The sequence below is a fragment of the Pelomonas margarita genome (genome assembly GCF_043555875.1).
In the GTDB taxonomy this organism is placed as follows: domain Bacteria; phylum Pseudomonadota; class Gammaproteobacteria; order Burkholderiales; family Burkholderiaceae_C; genus Pelomonas; species Pelomonas margarita.
The window spans coordinates 178,448-196,152 of sequence record NZ_JBIGHW010000008.1; the positions used below are offsets into that span (position 1 = coordinate 178,448).

Sequence of the window (17,705 nt, forward strand, 5' to 3'; positions counted from 1 at the left end):
GAGCTAGGCCACGCCACCCCCGAAAGGGCGGCGGGCAGTGACTGGCAAGAGATCAGGGCTTGCCGGGACGGCGCCCGGCAACGCGATCAGGCGGACTTGCGGCGGCGGGCCACGAAGCCGATGGCGGCCAGGCCGGCGGCCAGCATGGCGTAGGTGCTGGGTTCCGGAACCGGTGCGGCAGCGATGGTCACGGCGTTGCCGTCGAAGCTGGCCGTGGTGGTCAGGATGTCGTACTTCGCAAAGGCCGTGCTCTCGTCGCTGGACGGCGTCAGGTAGACCATGGACGACGTCGTGCCGACGGCATTGCCGATGCTGAACTGGCCGAGGAAGCTCAGGTACTCAGGGCCCGTGTAGGCCAGCGTGCTGACGGCCGTTGCCCGGCTGCCATTGGCGACGCCGCCGGTTTGCGTGTTGATGTCCACGAAGTGGGAGGCCATCTGCTCGGTGGCGTTGTTGGAATTGATGTTCCAGAGCGAGCCAAGTGCCTGGTTCGTGTTGACCGTGGTCCAGGCGTTGATTTCACCGGGTTCGAAACCGAAGCCCAGGGGTTGCACGGCGATGATGGCCCACTCGGTGTCGGTGCCGCCGAAGCCGACGAACTTGCTCCATTCGGTGCTGTTGACGGCCAGCGAGAACGAGGTGCCCTTGGCCATCGAGGCGATGGCGTCCGTGGTCATGCCCAGGTCTTGGGCGTAGGAGCCGGCCGAGTTGCGAACCAGCAGCACGTATTCACCTTCACCCAGGTTGCCGCCGACGTTGATGTCAGCAAAAGAAGGCGCCGAAACAGCGGCCAGTGCGGCCAGGGCAAGAGACTTGAGCTTCATGGAGATACTCCGTAGACAGTGGTGTTAAGACCTCCCCGCCGGCATGGCTGGGGGTCGTCACGCCTGGCTGCCTCCCCTGGATTGCATGCGTGCAATCGGCGGTGGCCTTGGGCGCCTGGGTCGAGAGACCCGCGTTCAAAGAGCGGTGATCAGGAAGATCGTTTCAGCGCGCATTCTTGTGAGGGCAGGTGACATGCGCACCGGGATCGTGATTTCGTTCGCAGTCCGTTCGGACTAGGGACCAACCCATGAGCCGTTTGGACATGAGCTGTTCGCGCCAGCCGGGCTGGGCGCGCGGTGCCAGACGTTCAACCCGCGTGGTTCGGGCGCGGCAGCACGCTCAGCACCGGGCGGTCCAGCAGTTGCAGTGACATGGCCTGTGCCACGGCCTGCGCGCGGTTGGCGGCATTGAGCTTGCGCAGGATCTTCTGCACGTGGTTCTTCACCGTCAGCGCACTGATGCCGAGCTCCTCGGCGATCTGCTGATTGCTCTTGCCCTCGCGCAGCCAGCTGAGGATCTCGCGCTCGCGTTGCGTGACGCCGCCCACGCGGATGGCGCTGGGTTGGGGGGCGCTGATGCCCACCACATCGCGTTCCACGGCCTGTACGCGTTGCCAGGCGCCATGGATGTGCGGCAGCAGCAACTCCAGCCGGCTGCCCAGCGCCGCGAGCGTGGTGCTGTCCTGCGACGCGAAGATGAAGAAGCTCTCGATCTCCTGCGGGCGCTGCGGGCGTGATACGCCGTGCACCAACACGCCGTCGAAGCCGGCGGCCAGCAAGGCGTCACGTGCCGTGCCCAGTGAAGCGAAGGCCAGGTCGGCGGTGGCGATGGCGGCGGGCCGGCCGCGAGCCTCCAGCCAGCGGGCCTGCCAGTGCTGCATCAAAAGGCTGCGGTTGTCGCCGAGTGCGTCCATCAGGACAGGATCCAGGCTGACGCTGTTGAACACGTCGAACAAAAGTTCGCGGGCGCTGCGGTCGTAGCTGCCGCAGACCGCCAGTTGGTGCGGCAGCAGGCGGCTGAGGTAGCTCTGCGTCCAGACGAAGAACTGGTAGCGGCGGCGCACCGTCAGCGCGGATTCCGCCGCGCGCACGATGGCTTCGACGGGGTCGTCCTGGGAGGTCGTTGCGGCCGGGTTGTTGTTGGTCGTCATGGGCAGCGGTTCAGCGTCTCGGGGAGCGCGGGCGGCCAGGTCGTGGCCGGCGACGAACTCACAAGTGGTGCACTCTAGGAAGCCCACATGACCGGCCGTTGAAGGCTTATGCAGGTCATGGGCCGATCGGCTCATTCGGCGGGCTCTGAAGGGGCGGCGGCTGGAGCGGCTGTGGCGTTGAACACCCAGTCGCGGGCGGTGCTTCGCCCGCCAGCCGTGGCCAGCAGCGGGCGCGTCGACCGGCTGCGCACACCGACGATGCCGGTGCCGGTGACGACCGTCGGGTCGTTCGCCGGTGCGCTGGTGCTCTCGTCTGCCACGACGGCGGCCTGGCCCATCACGGGTTCCCAATCGGGTGTGCCCGTGAAAGGGTCGGCGTAGAGCTGGCGCAGGTGGCGTTGCGGCTTGGGGAAGCGCCGGTCGGCCAGCAGCTCGTCCAGGGTCTGCGGCAGCGGCAGGTGGCCCAGCGGCGTGGCCTGGGCGTAGCGCCCCAGCGCGGCGGCGATGGCTTCGCCGCGAAAGCGCAACTCGGCCTCCCGCTCGCGCTGCTGGCGCGTCTGCTCGCGCTCGCCCAGGGCGGCCAGGCCCGCGCCGCCCAGCGCGAGCACGAAGAGCAGCCAGAGGTAGGTGAAGCCACGCTGAGCCGAATGCGCCCTCCGTAGGGCGGGTCGCGACCCGCCGTTGGGTCCCGCGAACCCATATTGGAAATCGGTGGTGGACATCGCCACCCAACGGCGGGTCGCGACCCGCCCTACGGGATCGGCTTTGATGCGCTGCGGGTGCCGCGAATGCGGCATGGACAACCGAAATGAACGCTCACCAATCGGCATACAGGCTCCCGTCCGGCGCGCGGCCGGCGGCGCCGCTGCGCACGTCGGCCACCTGGCCGGGCAGGTCGGTGCCGGCGGCAGGCGGCAGCGTGATCCAGCTGTTGGCGCTGCCGGTCAGCGGGTCCTCGGGCACGCGGCGAAGGTAGCGGTCCTGCACGAGCTGGGCCAGCGTGTCGGGGTGGCGGCCCTTGTCGGCGGCGTACTTGTCCAGCGCGTCGCGCATGACGGCCAGCGAGCTGCGCAGGCTGGCCGCCTTGGCGCGCTCCAGCGAGGCGAAGTAGCGCGGCGCGGTGATGCCGGCCAGCAGCGCGACGATGGCCATGACCACGATCAACTCGATGAGGGTGAACCCATGGGCAGTGCGTGCCATCACCAGTCCCGGTAGCGGCTGCCATCGATCGCGAGGGCCTCGGAGCGCGAGTGCACGTCGAACACATCGCGGCCGGGGGCGGGCGCCTCGGGCGGGCTGTCGTGGCTGCGCAGCGCCCAGGTCTGGGCGGCGGGCAGGGCGGGGTCGGCCAGCGGGTCGCGCGGCAGGCGGCGCAGGAAGTACAGGCGCTTGGCGTTCTGCGGGTCCCGGGCGTCGGGCACGCCGCGCACGAGGGCGTCCAGGTCAGGCGGGTAGCCGCTGTCGTCGGCCTTCAGCGTGATGCGTCCTTCACGGGCAGCGCGGTGGTAGGCGTCCAGCCCATCGCGCAGCGTGCGCAGTGCGTGGCGCAGCTCGGCCTCGCGCTGGCGCTTGTGCACCCACACGCCCAGCGGCTGGGCGGCGGCGGCCAGGATGCCCACCAGCGTCACCACCACCAGCATCTCGACCAGCGTGAAGCCGCGTTGCGGTTGCGGGCCGAGCGCCGGGCCGCTCCCAAGCCGGCCCGCTCTGGCGATGTTCTTGCGGCTGGATGCCGCAAGCATCACCGCCCCCTCGGGGGGCCGACCGGGCGCGTCCGCGTTCAGCGGCAAGAGGCCGGGCGAGGGGCCGTCATTGCACTTCGACATGGCCCTCACCCTCCACACGCACCGTCACCGGTTCGCCCTTGAGGCCCTTGGCGGCGGTGTTGACGAACTCGATGAGGCCCGACTGCCCCGCCGTGCCGGGCCGCGCGCGCAGCACGATCACTTTCTGTGCCTGCGGGGCCAGCGCGATCTCCACGCTGCCGCTGGCGGCTTCGGCGCCGCCGATGTCGGCGCGCAGGAACATGGCCGCGTCGTAGGTCAGAGTGCCCGTGACCGCGAATCCGGAGGTGTTGGTCAGCCCCAAGGACAGCGTGTCGCCGACGGCGGTGCTGCCGCTGGTCTGCAGCTCAACAACGGCCTCGGGCCCGGCCGGGGCGGCTGGCGCTCCACCCGCCGGCAGCGCTGCGCCTGCCAGCGGCGCCGCCACGCTGCCCCGCGAGCGCAGCCGCGCCCCTTCGGCGCCGGGGTTGGCGTCGAAGCCCGAGGGCAGCACGGTCAGGCTGGCGTCGGGGAGGCTGACGTTGCGCAGCACGTGCGGCGTGATCAGCAGCACGATCTCGGTTTTCTTGCGGCTGTCGCCGTGCACGCCGAACAGCCTCCCCAGCAGCGGTGTTTCCGACACATAGGGCACGCCGCTGATGCTTTTGCGGTCCTCGTCGTTGATGAGGCCGCCCAGCACCTGCGTCTCGCCGTCGCGCAGCCGCAGCGATGTGGACGCGTTGCGCGTGCCGATGCGGTAGGCGCTGGTGGGTTGCGTGCCGCCGGAGCTTTCTTTCGGGCCCAGGCTGCTGACCTCCAGGTTCACCTTCATGATGACCTCGTTGTCCAGCTGCACGGTGGGCTCCACTTCCAGCTTGATGCCCACGTCGATGTAGCTCACCGCGGTGGACACACCGACGTTGGCGGTGGAGGTGCTGGTGAACACAGGTACCTTGTCGCCGATCTGGATCCTGGCCTTCTCCTTGTTGCGCGCGCGTAGCTTGGGGTTGGCCAGCAGGTTGCTGGCGCCCGAGCCGCCCTTGAGCCGCGCGGCGACGACCGGGTTGGCCACCAACGTGCGAAAGCTGCCTCGCGTCGCCCAGGGCACCAGCGCGGCGGCGGTGTCGGTGGTGCCGTAGGTGGCATCGGTGGCCCAGTTCAGGCCGGCCTCGGTGCTGCGGTCGGAGGCCAGCTCCAACACCTCAACGTCCAGCATCACCTCGGGCTCGGGCAGGTCCAGCCCGGCGATGAGACGTTCGATCATCGTGATGACCTCAGGGGTGTCGCGGGCCACCAGCAGGTTCAGGCGCTCGTCGATGAAGAGGTCGCGCGTCTTGGCCATCATGCGCACCAGCGCCTGCGCCTGCTTGGCATCGGCGTTGTTCAGGTAGAAGCTGCGCGTCACCAGCTCCTGGTGCTCGCGCTGCTTCTGCTGCGTGTTGGGGTAGATCAGCACCGAGTTGTCGTTCAGCAGCTTGCGCTCCAGCTGCTGCGTGCTGAGCACCACACGCATGGCCTCGTCGACGCTGACGTCCTTCAGGTAGAGGCTGACGCGCGCGTCGGCCTTCACGTCCTTGTCGAACACGAAGTTCACGCCCGCGCCGCGGCCCAACGCCTCGAACACGGTGCGCAGCGGCGCGTCGCGAAACTCCAGGCTCACGGGCTTCTGGTAGGCCGCCGCCAGCACGGTGGGCACGGGCGGCGGCGCCAGGCGCTGGCGCAGCTTGTGTTGCAGGGCCAGGGCATGCGGCTGCCCGGGGTCCTCGGCCAGCACGGACGTGACGGCCTCGCGGGCGGCGTCGGCCTCGCCGGCCTGCAGCTGCTTCGCGGCGCGGGCGATGCGGGCCTGGTGGTCGCGGGCGCGGCGCAGTGCGGTGGCCAGCGCCCTTGTGCGCGGGGCCTGCACGTCCAGCGCCTGCATGCGCAGCAGCAGTTCGGCCGCCGCGTCCAGCTGGCCGGTGGCGCGGGCGGTCTCGGCTTGGGTGGCCAGGGCCAGCAGCGCCAGCTCGCGCTCACGCTGCAGTGCGGAGCGCAGGGCGTCGTCCTGCGGAGCGGCTGCCGCAGCATCGCGCAGCAGGCGCCAGGCGCCTTCGTGCTCGCCACGGCGGGCCAGCGTATCGGCCTCGCGCAGCGCGGGGTTGCCGGCGCAGGCGGCGAGCAGCAGGGCGAGGGCGAGGGCGGAGAGGCGCTTCATGCGGGTGAGGGAGCGAAGGGAACGAGCTGGGCCTGGCCCAGCGGCAGGTATGTCAGGCGCAGGCCGGCAGGCTCAACGGCATCGACGCGCCATTGCCCGTCCACCATCTCGCCCACGCCGACGACAGCGCTGCGCTGCGCGTTGTTCAGCACGGCGCGCGAGGCGCCGTCTGTCAGGCGACCGACGAGCTGGTAGGGGAAGGGTGGCGCAATGGGAGGCGCGGGCTGTTCGGCAGCCGGCTTGTCTATGGCGCGCGGCGGTGCGGGCTTGGACGTTGTCGGTGCGGCCTCGCCCCAGGCGGCGCGGGCTTGGACGTCGAGGTCGGGCCACGCGGCACGCGCGCTGGCGGCGGGGCCGGGCCAGTCGGTGGACGCCGTGTTGGCAGGCGCGGCGCGGCGTGGTGAGGCGGCTACGGGCGCGGGGGTGTCGGCGTCGTCCTGCGACACCCAGGCCGTGGCCGCGAGGCTCAGGGCCAGGGTGCCGAACAGGGCGAGATGGCGCGGGGCGGGCTTCTTCATTTCGCGGCCTGCATGTGCAGCACCCAGGCGAACTCGGCCTTCAGCGTGCCGTCGGCCTCGCGGCGCAGGCGCACGCTGTCCAGCGCCAGCGCGGGGTCGCGTTGCAGCGCCTCCGCGACAAAGCCGCGCAGCGCGCCATAGCCGCCGCTGAGCTGCATGGCCACGCGGTACTGGGCGATTCCCAGTTCGCGATCCGCCTGGTAGCGGAATTCGCTGCGCGGCCAGGGCAGGCCCAGCTCGTCGGTCAGCGCCAGCAGCGCCGCGGTGCGGGCCTGGCGTGCGCTGTCGGGGGGCAGGCTGGCGGTGAGTGCGCGGCTGTCGGTCTTTGCGGCGGCTGCGGGCGCCTTGGCCAGCGCGGCTCGGCGCACCGTCAGGGCCTGGCGTTGCTCATTCAACTGGGCCTGCCGTGCGGGCAGCCATGCGGCGCCGGCGATGGCGGTCAGCGTCAGCAATGCTGCCAGTGCGGCCGGCCAGCCGAGGCGGCGGGCGTGGGTGAGCCAGCGCCTCATCGCGCGCCTCCGCTGCGGCGTTGCACCTCAAAGCGCAAGCCGCCTGCGTCGGCGGCCGCGTCAGGCCGCTGCAGGCGCGTCAGCACGACTTCCTGGCCGGCGCTTGCCGTCAGCGTCAGGCGATCGACGAGGCGGGTCACCCCGTCTGCCTCGGCGGCCTGGCCCTCCACGCGCATCCCCTGGCGGTCCAGGTCCAGCGCGGTGAGCTGCAGGCCCGGCGGCAGCGCGCGTTCCACGCCCGCCCACAGTGCGGCCCAGTCGGTGTCCAGCTGCTGCGCGGCGGCCCAGGCGCGGTTGCGGGCCGCGGGGTTGGGGGGTGGGGCGGGGGCGGCTGCCGTGGGGCGGGTGATGCGGTCCAGCACGGCAGCTTGTTCGCGCAGGCGCCGGGCTTCGTCCTGCTGGCCCTGGGCCTGCAGCGCCACCAGCGCGCAGGCCCCCGCCGCCGTGGCAGCCCAGGCCCAGATCAGCGGCCTGGCGTGTGACGGCTGCTCGATGAAATCGGGGGCCTCGTCGTTGCCGGTGCCGGCCAGCAGCGCGTCGGCCCGCACGAGGCGCGTGCCCTGCAACTGCTGCAGCAGCTCGTCGTCGGCGTGGCGCTGCTGCAGCTCGACGAGCCGGCCGTCGCGGCGGCGCAGCCAGGTCAGGAGCTCGCCTTCAAGCAGCCCTGCATCGCCGTCGTCGGCGGGCAGCAGTGCCCAGCTGGGCCGCAGCGACGTGAGGCGCACGCGGTGCTCAGCCGCCGTGACGCTCAGGGCCCCGAGCTCGCCGTCACACCAGGCGCAGACGCCGTGCTGCCACGCGGTCAGCGGCCAGCTCTGTGCGGCGGCGCCGAAGTAGTGCGTGAACTGCAGCCGGGCGTAGGCCAGTCGCTCGGCATCGCCCGGCAGCGGCAGGTCGTCGGGCACGCGCAGGCTGTGCATGCGGTCTGGCCCGGCGAGCAGCGCCACGCGCGCGCCGGGGTGGGCGGCACACCAGGCGGCGAAGGCGGGCCAGGTCTTGCCGTGCGCGTCCACGGCGCCGTCGGCTGTGAGCAGGAGGCGCTCAGTCCGCGAGCGTGACACGGTCCAGTTCCTCCAGCGTCGATTCGCCGCGCAGCACCAGCGCCACGGCTGCGTCGCGCAGCGAGCGCATGCCGCGGCCGCGTGCTGCCTCCTTGATGCGCGACAGCGGCGCGCGGCTGGCGATGAGGTCGCGCAGTTCGTCGTCCAGCCACAGCAGCTCGCTGACGGCGCGGCGGCCGCGGTAGCCCGTACTGCGGCAGTGACCGCAGCCGGCGCCATGCAGCAGTCGCGCGTCCTCTGGCAGTCCCATCCCGCGCAACTGCTCGGCCGTGGCCGGCAGTGGCGTGCGGCAGTGCGTGCAGTTGATGCGCATCAGCCGCTGCGCCAGCACGCCGTTCAGCGCGGAGACGACGTTGTAGAGGTCCAGCCCCATGTGCATGAAGCGGCCGACCACGTCGAACGCGTTGTTCGCATGCACGGTGCTGAAGACAAGGTGGCCGGTCAGCGCCGCCTGCACGGCGATCTGCGCGGTCTCGGCGTCGCGGATCTCGCCGACCATCACGCGGTCGGGGTCGTGCCGCAGCACCGAGCGCAGGCCGCGTGCGAACGTCAGCCCCTTCTTCTCGTTGACGGGGATCTGCACGACGCCGGGCAGCTGGTACTCCACCGGGTCTTCGATGGTGATGATCTTGTCGCGGCCGGTGTTGACTTCGCTGATCGTGGCGTACAGCGTCGTCGTCTTGCCCGAGCCGGTGGGGCCGGTCACGAGCAGCATGCCGTGGGGCTGGCGGGCGAGGGCGCGGATCTGCGCGCGCGCCTCGGGCTCGAAGCCCAGCGCGTCCAGCGTCAGCGCGCCCTGCGCCTCCACCTGCGCGCGGTCCAGCACGCGGATGACGGCGTCCTCGCCGAACACGCTGGGCATGATGGACAGGCGGAAGTCCACCTCGCGGCCTTGCACGCGCAGCTTGAAGCGGCCGTCCTGCGGCAGGCGGCGCTCGCCGATGTCGAGTTCCGCCATGACCTTCAGGCGCGACACAAGCTGTTCGGCCGCCTGCACGCCGTCGATGCTTTTCACGTCCAGCATGACGCCGTCGACGCGGCTGCGGATCTTCATGCCGCGCAGCTGGCACTCGAAGTGGATGTCACTGGCGCCGTCCTGCAGCGCGTCGTAGAGCGTGGCGTCAAGCAGGCGCACAACGGGGCTGGCCTGTTCGGCGAGATGGAGTGCGGAGAGTTCCTGCGCGGTGTCCGCTTCTGTGCTGTGGGCGAAGTGCTCGGTGAGTTCACCGAGGGCGCGGTAGTCGGCCTCGCCGGTGGCCAGCAGTGTGTCGATGTCAGCGGGTTCGCAGGGCCACCACAGGATGGGCTTCTTCAGGCGCTGCTCGATGCGCAGGCGCAGCAGTGGCTCCAGCGGTCGGTCGGCCAGCAGCGCGAAGCGCCCGCTTGCCGAGGTGGCCATCACGGCGCGCCAGCGCTGGGCGTCGGCGTGGGGCCATGGGGCGAAGGTGAGCGTCCAGGGGGCGTCGGACGTGGGGAGGGCGGCCAGCGGGTCTGGTGTTGGTTGCAGGACGGCGTTCATGTCTGCGAGCTTTTGGTTGAGCGCCACGAGTGGTGCCGGGAGTTCGCCCCGGCGGGCGACCTACTTTCTTGTGTCGACAAGAAAGTAGGCAAAGAAACGACCCCCGACCGCACCGCCCTCGCTGCGCTCGGGTGCCCGAGCAACGCAAGCCCCGAAGCCCCACGCCGAACTCGCGCCGCTACGCTCTGCTCAAACAGTCGTCGTGAGTCAGTTGTCGAGGCGAGCTGCGCTCGCGGGCTTCGGGGCTTGCGTTGCTCGGCGGTGCTAAAGGGGGCACACAAAACAGCCGGCGCCAGCCGGCTTGCGGGCTTGGCTGTTGGCTGTTGGGGTGGGCTGTTGGGGGTCTCCCCTTCAAAACCGCCTGTGATGCTTGAATCCCAAGGCGCGTGCGCAGCACGCTTCAAGAACTGACTCGCGACGCTTGTTTGAGCAGAGCGTAGCGACGCGAGTTCGGCGCGGCCTTGGGATTCAAGCAGCGCAGGGAACCCCGCAGGGGCGGTTTTGCAGGGGCGCTTTCTTTGCTTACTTTCTTGCGCGCGCAAGAAAGTGAGTCGCCCGCCGGGGCGAACTCCCGGCACGTCACTGGCCACCAACCCGAAGCAGCGCGAAGCCTTCATCACTGCACCTGCTCCACCAACTGAAAGATCGGCAGGTACATCAGCACCACCACCGTGCCGATCACCAGCCCCATCAACAGCATCAACGCCGGATTGACCAACCGCGTCACCAGCTCCGACAACCGCGACAGCTCCTCGTCGTAGAAGCCCGCCGCCTGCGCCAGCATCGCCCCCAGCTCGCCGCTGTGCTCACCCACCTTCAGCATGCGCAACGACACCGGCGTCGCCAGCCCCTCGCGCTGCAGGCAGGCCGACAGCCGCTCGCCCAGCCGCACAGCCTCGGTCGCGCGGTCCAGCGCCGCGCGCAGGTGCGACGCCACCACGCCGCGCGCGTTCACCAGCGCCGGCACGATGGGCACGCCCGCCAGCAGGAGCATCGCCAGGCAGCGGTACAGCTGCGCCAGTGCCAGCAAGTGCAGCTTCGGACCGATCAAGGGCAGCCGCCATAGCCGCGCCTGCAGTGCCTCCTTCAACCCACGCTGCCAGGCCAGCACCGGCAGCGCGACCAGGCCCGCTGCCATCAACAGCAGCGCCACCGGATGCGCACCGCTGAACGCGCCGACGGCGATCAGCAGCCGCGACGCGAACGGCAACTCGCCGCCCGCGCCGTCCAGCAGGCCCGCGAAGCGCGGCACCACGAACATCAGCAGGAACAGCATGACCACCGTGCCCGCCGTGATCAGCATCGCCGGGTAGATGGCCGCGGCCACCAGCTTGCTGCGCAGCTGCTCCACCCACGCCAGGTAGCTCGCCTGTTCGGCCAGCGCCTGTTCCACCTGGCCGCTGCGCTCGCTGGCCTCCACGACAGCGACGAACAGCGCGTCGAAGGCCTGCGGCTGCGATGCCAGCGCGGTGGAGAACGACTCACCCAGTTGCACGCGCTCGACGATGCCGGCCAGCGCCGCCGTGACGGCGGGCGGGTTGTCCTGCGACTGCAGTGTCTGCAGCGCCTCCAGCAGCGGGATGCCGGCGCGCAGCAGCACGGCCAGCTGCTGCGCGAACTGCCGGCGCGGGAAGCGGGCGCCGTGCGCGGGCTTCAGCGCGGTGGCCTTCGCTGGCTCCACCGCCAGCAATGCCGCAGGCGACAAGCCCAGCGCCGCCGCCACGCCGCCCGCGTCTGCCGCCCGCACGCGCGCGTGCGCCGGCCGGCGCTGCGCGTCGAGGTAGCGGACGTCGAACTCGTTCACGGTGTTCACCAGGAGGTGAGGTCGGCGTCTTCGCCCTCGCCGCCGGCTCGGCCGTCCTTGCCAAACGACAGCAGGTCGTACTCGCCATGCTCGCCCGGCGCGCGGTACTGGTAGTCGTGACCCCAGGGGTCCTTGGGCACGACCTTGGCCAGATAGGGGCCCTGCCACTTGGGCTCGTCCGCTGGCTTTGCGACGAGCGCGGCCAGCCCCTGCTCGGTGCTCGGGTAGCGGCCCGCGTCCAGGCGGTATTGGTCCAGCGACTTCTGCAGCGCATCGATCTGCGCGCGCGCCGCCTTGACCTCGCTCTTGCCGATCTGGCCGAAGAACTTGGGGCCCACATAGCCCGCCAGCAGGCCGATGATGACCATGACGACGAGCAGTTCCAGCAGCGTGAAGCCGCGGTGGCGATGGCGTGAGGTGGGCTGGGTCATGGGCCGCGCAGCTTAGGAAGCCGCAATGACCGTGACATGAATGACGACCACATGACGGGGTGCATGGGCCGTTGGCCTCATGTCATGGCTCCTTCATCGCCGCTGCCTAAGGTGCAGCCCTGATGAAGACACTGCCCGCCCTGACTCCACCGCCCCGTCCTTTGTTGCGGGCCCTCCGTTTCAACCAGCTGCTGGCGGCCGCCACGGTGGCCGGTGTCGCCGTGTCCGCCATGGGGTTGGCGCACCGGCTCGCGCCGGCAGCCGACCTGAGCCACACGACCGCCACCACGCTCATCGTCAAACTGGCCGATGACCGCCAGGCCGATGCGCAGCAGCAGGCCCAGCTCGCGCGCCTGCTGGCCGAGTCGGGCCTGCCCTTGCAGGAGCAGCGGCCGCTGGGTTCGGGGTGGTGGCGGCTGGAGGGCCGTGGCGACGTGGCCCAGGCCCAGGCCTGGCTGACGCGCTTGCGCGCCGATCGCCGCATCGCCCACGCCATGCGCGACCAGTACGAGCAGCGCGCGGCCGTGCCCACCGACACGCTGTTCCGCGCCAGCAATCCCGCCAACGCGCAGTGGTGGCTGGACGACCAGAGCGACAGCAGCAACCCCGCCGCCGCCAACTTCACCAAGGCCTGGGACACCACCAAGGGCTCGGCCGCGCCGGTCATCGCCGTGCTGGACACCGGCATCACCTCGCACGCCGACCTGAACGCCAACGTGCTGGCCGGCTACAACTTCATCAGCAAGCCCGAGTACGCCAACAACGGCGGCACGGGGCGCAGTGCCGGCGCGCTGGACCCGGGCGATGCGCTGACCCAGGCCGAGTTCAACGCCAACCCGGCGCTGTGGGACGGCTGCGTCGTGCGCCCGCGCAGCAGCTGGCACGGCACCGTCGTGGCCGGCCAGCTGGGCGCCGTGACCAACAACGCCAACGGCGTGGCCGGCATCAACTGGAATGCACGCATCCTGCCGGTGCGCGTGGCGGGCAAGTGCGGCGCGTCGGTGGCCGACATGGTGGACGGCATGCGCTGGGCCGCCGGCCTGCCCGTCGACGGCGTGACGGCCAACCCCAACCCGGCCAAGATCGTCGTGATCGGCTTTGCCAGCGTGCAGGCGACTTCCTGCAGCCTGAGCGATGCCAACCCGGCCGTGGCCGCGGCGGCCAGCCTCTACACCGACACCGTCGCCGCGCTGCGCAAGCTGGGCGTGCTGGTGGTGGCCGCCGCTGGCAATGAGGGCGCGGCCGTGGCCCGGCCGGCCAACTGCGCGGGCGTGTTCGCTGTGGCCGCCACCAACCGCCAGGGCGTCAAGGCCATCTATTCGAACTACGGCGCCCAGGTGCAGCTGTCGGCACCCGGCGGCGACGCCAACAACGGCGCCGACTGCGACGCCGACCTGGCCGACACCGGCATCGTCTCCACGGTCAACACCGGCACCACCGGGCCGTCGACGGCCGGCTACGGCGCTGTCAGCGGCACCAGCTTCGCCGCGCCTCAGGTGGCAGGCGCCGCCGCGCTGATGTGGGCGGCCAACCCGGCGCTGTCGCTGGCGCAGGTGGAAGCCGGCCTCAAGGCCAGTGCCCGGCCGCACACCATGGCCTATGCGCTGGGCTACTGCCCCGCCAGCAGCCTCAAGGCGCGGCGCTGCACGCTGGACAACGGCACGGGCGGTGTCGGCCTGCTGGATGCCGCCGAGGCCGTGAGGTATGCGCTGACGCCCACCACCTACACCGCGCCGGTGCGCACGGCGCTGGGCCTGCAGAGCACGGCCTTGAGCCGCTGCGGCCAGTTGCAGGGCAGCACGGCGATCCCGCTGCCCGCACCCACGCCGTCCCCGGCGCCGGCCCCAACGCCCGCGCCGGAACCCGGTCCGACCCCAGCCCCGACGCCCGCACCGACGCCGGCCCCAGCCCCTGCGGGCGGCGGCGGCGGCTCGTCGGCGTGGTGGCTGCTGGGCCTGCTCGGCGCGGCGGGCGGCCTGCGCCGCCGGCGCTGAGAGGCGTCGTCACCGAATTGACATGCAGCCCACCGAGCATGCCGGGTTTGACCCGGAGTTCGGCATGCGACTGCGCACCCTGTTGCCGGCGCGGGCGGTTTTGGGCGGCCTGGCGATGCCAGCGTTCGCGCAGCCGCTGACGCTGAGCTTCCACGAGTTTTTTGCCCAGCCCATCGGCCCGCGCGGTGCGGTGTTGCAGGCCGCCGTGGGCCGCGAGGTGCGGCTGACCGGCTTCATGGTGCGCCGGGAACGCCCGCAAGCCGGGCTCACGCCACGGCCGGTCAACATGGCCGAGCATGCCGACGGCGAGGCCGACGACCTGCCCGCCACTGCCGTCACGGTGGTGCTGGACGAGGCCCGGCGCGACCGGCTGGTGGCCGGCCACGGTGAGGCCCGATGCGGGCCAGAAGATCACGGCGGCCCGCTTCCTGATCGACGGCAGGCCTGTGGCTGCCGGCGTGGCGCTGCGCGATTGCGCCAGCGGCTGCACGAAGGAGCAACCCAAGGACGCGGCCATCGTGACGGCACGCGCCCTCAGCGTGGCGGCCGCAGGCCGCCATGAGTTCAGCGTCGAAGCCACGCAGGCCGACGGCCAGAAGGTCGTGGCCAAGGGCAATTTCGACATCGTGCCCTTCACGGCCGCGATGGGCCCCAAGGTGAAGAACATCATCATCTTGCTGGGCGACGCCACGCCCGCCGGTAACGCGGTGCACACCAGCAACGGCGGCGCGTGCACCGGCATCGTCGACCAGTTCTTCGACGACCGCGCCCACACCGGCCTGACCGTGCTGATGGGCGGCGGTCGCAAGTGGTTCCTGCCTGCCGGCACGCCGGGCTCGGCCCGCACCGACAGCAACGACTACGTGTTCTCTGCCACCGACGCGCACACGGCCGACATCGTCAAGCGCTGGGGTGCCGCGCCCGGCAACATGGACAAGGGGCGCGACCTGATCGCCGACTTCCAGCGCGCCGGCTTCGGCTATGCCGCCACCAAGGCCGACCTGGACCGCGCCGACGCGGGCAAGCCGCTGCTGGGCCTGTTCGCGTTCTCCAACATGAACGTGGCACTGGACAAGATCAACGGCCGCTGCGGCACCAGACAATAACGGTCTGGGCGGCGGCAGCGTCGTCGACGACTTCGGCCTGCCTGACCAGCCCATGCTGGACGAGATGGCCACCAAGGCGCTGCGGGTGCTGAAGCAGTCGCCCAAGGGCTTTGTGCTGATGATCGAGGGCGTGTCCATCGACAAGCAGGTCCACGCCATGGACACCGAGCGCTGGATGCTGGACACGCTGAGTTCGACCGCGCGGTGCGCGTGGCGCAGGACTTTGCGGCGGAGCACGGCGACACGCTGGTCATCGTGACGGTCGACCATGAATGCTCGGGTGCGGCGCTGATCGGCGGCTCCATGGTCACCGACCAGGTGCTGCAGGCGCTGGCGGCCAAGAAGGACTTGTTCTTCAAGCTCGCGCAGGCGGCCGTGAAGGGCGTCGTTGCACCCGCCGACAGCAGCGGCGCCAAGCGGCCGCTCAAGCCCAAGCGCTGACCTTCGTCAGGGGCTTTCGTGCGGCCGGATACTGGCCGCCCTCATCAAGGAGACCCCTGCCCATGAAGACCTGGCTCATCGCTTCGTTCGCCGTTGCCGCCCTCGGCGCCCAGGCTCAGGCGGCCGACCCGCTGAAGGCGGCCGTCGCAGCCGATCACCGCAGCGTCGGCAACGTCGCCCGCGATGCGTGGCGCCACCCCTACGAGACACTGAACTTCTTCGGCATCAAGCCCACCGACACCGTGGTCGAGCTGGCCCCGGGCGGTGGCGGCTGGTACACGGAGATCCTGGCGCCCTACCTGCGCGACGCCGGCCAGCTGATCGCTGCGGCCGATGACCCTGCCTCCAGCTCCCAGTACGCCCAGCGCAGCGCGGCGCGCTTCAAGGCCAAGATGGACTCGCTGGGCGTCTACGGCAAGGTGCGCATCACCGTGCTCGACGTGGCGGCCGGCAAGCTGGACGTCGCCCCCGCCGGCAGCGCCGATGCCGTGCTGACATTCCGCAACGTGCACAACTGGATGCCGCAGGGCGCTGACAAGACCCAGGCCGTCTTCCACGCCGCGTTCAAGGCGCTCAAGCCGGGCGGCGTACTGGGCGTGGTGGAGCACCGCCTGCCGGCCACGCGCCCGCAGGACCCCAAGGCCGCCAGCGGCTATGTGCAGGAGGCCGTCGTCATCAAGTTCGCCGAGGCCGCCGGCTTCAAGCTGGCCGCGCGCAGCGAGATCAATGCCAACCCCAAGGACACGGCTGATCACGAGAACGGCGTGTGGACGCTGCCGCCGGTCAACAACAACAAGGACCGCGCCCGCTACGCCGCCATCGGCGAGAGCGACCGCATGACGCTGAAGTTCGTGAAGCCCTGATGGCGGCAGCGCCCGTGCGGCATGCCGTCATCGGTCTGGGCCGGCTGGCGCGGGCGCTGGTGCCCGCGCTGCGCGCGGCGGGCGAGTCGGTCGTCGTCGGCCGGCGCCAGCCCGGCGACGGCGAGTTCACGCATGCGCAGGCGGCGACGCAGGCCGACTGGGTCTGGCTGACGGTGCCTGACGACCACCTCCAGGCCACCGCCGCCGGCCTGCCCTGGCGGCCGGGGCAGCTGGGCCTGCATTGCAGCGGCGCCACGCCGCTGTCCGCCCTGGCGGCTGCGCCGGCGGCGGCGGGCTTCCATCCGCTGAAACTGCTGGCCGGCGATGCCGGGCTGGACGGCGTGCACGTGGCCATCGAGGCCGACGCCACGCATGGGCCGGCCCTGCAGGCGCTGGCGGGGCGGCTGGGCCTGCAGCCCCTGTCCCTGCCCCAGCCGATGACGGCGCAGGCTCGCGCCGCCTATCACGCGGCCGCCAACCTCGCGGCCAGCGGCGTGCTGGCGGTGCTGGCCGAGGCGCAGTCGCTGTGGGCGGCGGCGGGCCTGCCGCCCGGTGACGCGCTGGCCGCGCTGCTGCCGTTGACGCGCGGCGCACTGGACACCGCCGCCGTGCGCGGGCTGCCGGGGGCTGTCTCCGGCCCCATCGCCCGGGCGGACACTGCCGTGCTGGCCCGCCACCTGGGGGCGCTGGACGCAGCGGGGCTGCCGGCCGACCTGCTGCTGGCGCTGGGCCGGCGCCAGCTGGCCCTGGCCGAGGCGGCGGGCCGGCTCGATGCCCGCCAGGCGACCGCGCTGCGTGACTTGTTGGCGCCCCGTTGAACTTGCCGCCATCCCGCGTGACAAAGGGCGCGTTCGGCGCCAGACAGGTCCACCCGTTCGCGGGGGTGCCGCCCTAAACTGGCCGCCGGCTCGTCGCTGTCGGCGGCCGCAGCCTGGGAGTTCACATGTCCGACGCCTCCATCCAGACCCTGATCCGCGCCGATGCGGCCCAGATCCTGCACAACGTGGTGGAGGAGCTGCCCGACGCGCGCGAGCGGCTGGCTTATGTGCGCAGCATGACCGAGCAGGCCGCCACCAAGGTGCTCAACCTCGTGGAAGCCGCGCAGGAAGACGCCGAGGCCGTGCGCAGGAAGGGCCGCGAGCTGTCCGACGCCCTGAACCGGCTGGCGCTGTCCAACAACATCAGCCAGGACCGCGCGCGGCACCTGATGCGCCTGTGCGCCGCCTATGCGGCCGACGCGGCCAGTTTTGCCGCCCGCGAGAAGTCGCTGCACACCGAGATCATGATGTCGCAGGACTTCCAGGATCTCTCCGGCCAGGTGATCAACAAGGTCAGCAAGATGCTGGAGCGCGTCGAGCCGCCGCTGAAGGACCTGATCTCCTCGATGCCCGCGCCCCTCGCGGCCGCCATGCCCGAAGAGCTGGGCGGCGTGCAGACGCCCGACAAGGCGCTCAAGCAGGACGACGTGGACGACCTGCTCGCCAGCCTGGGCTTCTGACCCTTTCCCAAACCTGCAGCCCCGCGGCC

At 71.3% G+C, this 17,705-nt stretch carries 18 protein-coding genes and 1 pseudogene; 7 read left to right on the forward strand and 12 right to left on the reverse strand.

Annotated features, from left to right (window positions below):
• Nucleotides 1-86: 86 nt before the first annotated feature.
• The 12 genes from ACG0Z3_RS15750 to gspG form a co-directional block, all read right to left on the reverse strand.
• Nucleotides 87-824 carry a PEP-CTERM sorting domain-containing protein gene (locus ACG0Z3_RS15750; protein ID WP_394399070.1) on the reverse strand — a complete coding sequence of 246 codons (738 nt, stop codon included), beginning with the start codon at nt 822-824 and terminating at the stop codon, nt 87-89.
• A 308-nt stretch (nt 825-1,132) separates the two neighbouring features.
• A complete protein-coding gene (locus tag ACG0Z3_RS15755) occupies nt 1,133-1,975 on the reverse strand; it encodes a response regulator transcription factor (RefSeq protein WP_394399072.1) in 843 nt (280 codons plus the stop codon).
• 131 nt (nt 1,976-2,106) lie between these two features.
• A complete protein-coding gene (locus ACG0Z3_RS15760; protein WP_394399074.1) occupies nt 2,107-2,583 on the reverse strand; it encodes a hypothetical protein in 477 nt (158 codons plus the stop codon).
• Nucleotides 2,584-2,791: 208 nt separating this feature from the next.
• Nucleotides 2,792-3,175: a type II secretion system protein gene (locus ACG0Z3_RS15765; RefSeq protein ID WP_394399076.1), complete on the reverse strand. Its 384-nt coding sequence runs from the start codon at nt 3,173-3,175 to the stop codon at nt 2,792-2,794.
• Nucleotides 3,175-3,801 (reverse strand): type II secretion system protein, encoded by a 627-nt coding sequence (locus ACG0Z3_RS15770; RefSeq protein WP_394399078.1) that lies wholly within the window; start codon nt 3,799-3,801, stop codon nt 3,175-3,177. Before ACG0Z3_RS15770 ends, ACG0Z3_RS15765 begins: the two co-directional genes overlap by 1 nt.
• Nucleotides 3,785-5,932, reverse strand: coding sequence for a secretin N-terminal domain-containing protein (locus ACG0Z3_RS15775; protein WP_394399080.1), 2,148 nt, complete (start codon nt 5,930-5,932; stop codon nt 3,785-3,787). The genes ACG0Z3_RS15770 and ACG0Z3_RS15775 overlap by 17 nt, the downstream gene beginning before the upstream one ends.
• On the reverse strand, nt 5,929-6,450 hold the full coding sequence (locus ACG0Z3_RS15780) for a hypothetical protein (RefSeq protein ID WP_394399082.1): 522 nt from the start codon (nt 6,448-6,450) through the stop codon (nt 5,929-5,931). The genes ACG0Z3_RS15775 and ACG0Z3_RS15780 overlap by 4 nt, the downstream gene beginning before the upstream one ends.
• Nucleotides 6,447-6,959 (reverse strand): hypothetical protein, encoded by a 513-nt coding sequence (locus tag ACG0Z3_RS15785; protein ID WP_394399084.1) that lies wholly within the window; start codon nt 6,957-6,959, stop codon nt 6,447-6,449. The genes ACG0Z3_RS15780 and ACG0Z3_RS15785 overlap by 4 nt, the downstream gene beginning before the upstream one ends.
• Nucleotides 6,956-8,020 carry a hypothetical protein gene (locus tag ACG0Z3_RS15790; RefSeq protein ID WP_394399086.1) on the reverse strand — a complete coding sequence of 355 codons (1,065 nt, stop codon included), beginning with the start codon at nt 8,018-8,020 and terminating at the stop codon, nt 6,956-6,958. Before ACG0Z3_RS15790 ends, ACG0Z3_RS15785 begins: the two co-directional genes overlap by 4 nt.
• The gene (locus ACG0Z3_RS15795) at nt 8,001-9,539 is read right to left on the reverse strand and encodes a GspE/PulE family protein (RefSeq protein ID WP_394399088.1); all 1,539 of its coding nucleotides are present in this window, start codon (nt 9,537-9,539) and stop codon (nt 8,001-8,003) included. Before ACG0Z3_RS15795 ends, ACG0Z3_RS15790 begins: the two co-directional genes overlap by 20 nt.
• Nucleotides 9,540-10,155: 616 nt before the next feature.
• Complete coding sequence (locus ACG0Z3_RS15800) at nt 10,156-11,352, reverse strand: type II secretion system F family protein (protein ID WP_394399090.1); 1,197 nt, start codon at nt 11,350-11,352, stop codon at nt 10,156-10,158.
• Complete coding sequence (gspG, locus tag ACG0Z3_RS15805; RefSeq protein WP_394399092.1) at nt 11,349-11,774, reverse strand: type II secretion system major pseudopilin GspG; 426 nt, start codon at nt 11,772-11,774, stop codon at nt 11,349-11,351. Before gspG ends, ACG0Z3_RS15800 begins: the two co-directional genes overlap by 4 nt.
• 122 nt (nt 11,775-11,896) lie before the next feature.
• Between gspG and ACG0Z3_RS15810 the strand changes: the two genes are divergently transcribed.
• The 7 genes and pseudogenes from ACG0Z3_RS15810 (at nt 11,897) to ACG0Z3_RS15840 (ending at nt 17,676) form a co-directional block, all read left to right on the forward strand.
• The gene (locus ACG0Z3_RS15810; protein ID WP_394399094.1) at nt 11,897-13,768 is read left to right on the forward strand and encodes a S8 family serine peptidase; all 1,872 of its coding nucleotides are present in this window, start codon (nt 11,897-11,899) and stop codon (nt 13,766-13,768) included.
• Nucleotides 13,769-13,832: 64 nt separating this feature from the next.
• Entirely contained in the window at nt 13,833-14,330 is a 498-nt protein-coding gene (locus tag ACG0Z3_RS15815) for a hypothetical protein (RefSeq protein ID WP_394399096.1), read from the forward strand.
• Nucleotides 14,287-14,874: an alkaline phosphatase gene (locus ACG0Z3_RS15820; RefSeq protein ID WP_394399098.1), complete on the forward strand. Its 588-nt coding sequence runs from the start codon at nt 14,287-14,289 to the stop codon at nt 14,872-14,874. Before ACG0Z3_RS15815 ends, ACG0Z3_RS15820 begins: the two co-directional genes overlap by 44 nt.
• A gap of 64 nt (nt 14,875-14,938) precedes the next feature.
• Nucleotides 14,939-15,315, forward strand: a pseudogene (locus ACG0Z3_RS15825) (alkaline phosphatase).
• A 62-nt stretch (nt 15,316-15,377) separates the two neighbouring features.
• On the forward strand, nt 15,378-16,178 hold the full coding sequence (locus tag ACG0Z3_RS15830) for a class I SAM-dependent methyltransferase (protein WP_394399100.1): 801 nt from the start codon (nt 15,378-15,380) through the stop codon (nt 16,176-16,178).
• Nucleotides 16,178-16,996, forward strand: coding sequence for a DUF2520 domain-containing protein (locus tag ACG0Z3_RS15835; protein ID WP_394399102.1), 819 nt, complete (start codon nt 16,178-16,180; stop codon nt 16,994-16,996). Before ACG0Z3_RS15830 ends, ACG0Z3_RS15835 begins: the two co-directional genes overlap by 1 nt.
• A gap of 125 nt (nt 16,997-17,121) precedes the next feature.
• Nucleotides 17,122-17,676 carry a protein phosphatase CheZ gene (locus tag ACG0Z3_RS15840; protein ID WP_394399104.1) on the forward strand — a complete coding sequence of 185 codons (555 nt, stop codon included), beginning with the start codon at nt 17,122-17,124 and terminating at the stop codon, nt 17,674-17,676.
• Nucleotides 17,677-17,705: the final 29 nt, after the last annotated feature.

Bases quoted from the DNA above. Each gene is read 5' to 3' on its own strand.
- ACG0Z3_RS15750 (WP_394399070.1), bottom strand. From the start codon at position 824: ATGAAGCTCAAGTCTCTTGCCCTGGCCGCACTGGCCGCTGTTTCGGCG.
- ACG0Z3_RS15755 (WP_394399072.1), bottom strand. From the start codon at position 1,975: ATGACGACCAACAACAACCCGGCCGCAACGACCTCCCAGGACGACCCC.
- ACG0Z3_RS15765 (WP_394399076.1), bottom strand. From the start codon at position 3,175: ATGGCACGCACTGCCCATGGGTTCACCCTCATCGAGTTGATCGTGGTC.
- ACG0Z3_RS15770 (WP_394399078.1), bottom strand. From the start codon at position 3,801: ATGTCGAAGTGCAATGACGGCCCCTCGCCCGGCCTCTTGCCGCTGAAC.
- ACG0Z3_RS15775 (WP_394399080.1), bottom strand. From the start codon at position 5,932: ATGAAGCGCCTCTCCGCCCTCGCCCTCGCCCTGCTGCTCGCCGCCTGC.
- ACG0Z3_RS15780 (WP_394399082.1), bottom strand. From the start codon at position 6,450: ATGAAGAAGCCCGCCCCGCGCCATCTCGCCCTGTTCGGCACCCTGGCC.
- ACG0Z3_RS15785 (WP_394399084.1), bottom strand. From the start codon at position 6,959: ATGAGGCGCTGGCTCACCCACGCCCGCCGCCTCGGCTGGCCGGCCGCA.
- ACG0Z3_RS15795 (WP_394399088.1), bottom strand. From the start codon at position 9,539: ATGAACGCCGTCCTGCAACCAACACCAGACCCGCTGGCCGCCCTCCCC.
- gspG (WP_394399092.1), bottom strand. From the start codon at position 11,774: ATGACCCAGCCCACCTCACGCCATCGCCACCGCGGCTTCACGCTGCTG.
- ACG0Z3_RS15810 (WP_394399094.1), top strand. From the start codon at position 11,897: ATGAAGACACTGCCCGCCCTGACTCCACCGCCCCGTCCTTTGTTGCGG.
- ACG0Z3_RS15815 (WP_394399096.1), top strand. From the start codon at position 13,833: ATGCGACTGCGCACCCTGTTGCCGGCGCGGGCGGTTTTGGGCGGCCTG.
- ACG0Z3_RS15830 (WP_394399100.1), top strand. From the start codon at position 15,378: ATGAAGACCTGGCTCATCGCTTCGTTCGCCGTTGCCGCCCTCGGCGCC.
- ACG0Z3_RS15835 (WP_394399102.1), top strand. From the start codon at position 16,178: ATGGCGGCAGCGCCCGTGCGGCATGCCGTCATCGGTCTGGGCCGGCTG.
- ACG0Z3_RS15840 (WP_394399104.1), top strand. From the start codon at position 17,122: ATGTCCGACGCCTCCATCCAGACCCTGATCCGCGCCGATGCGGCCCAG.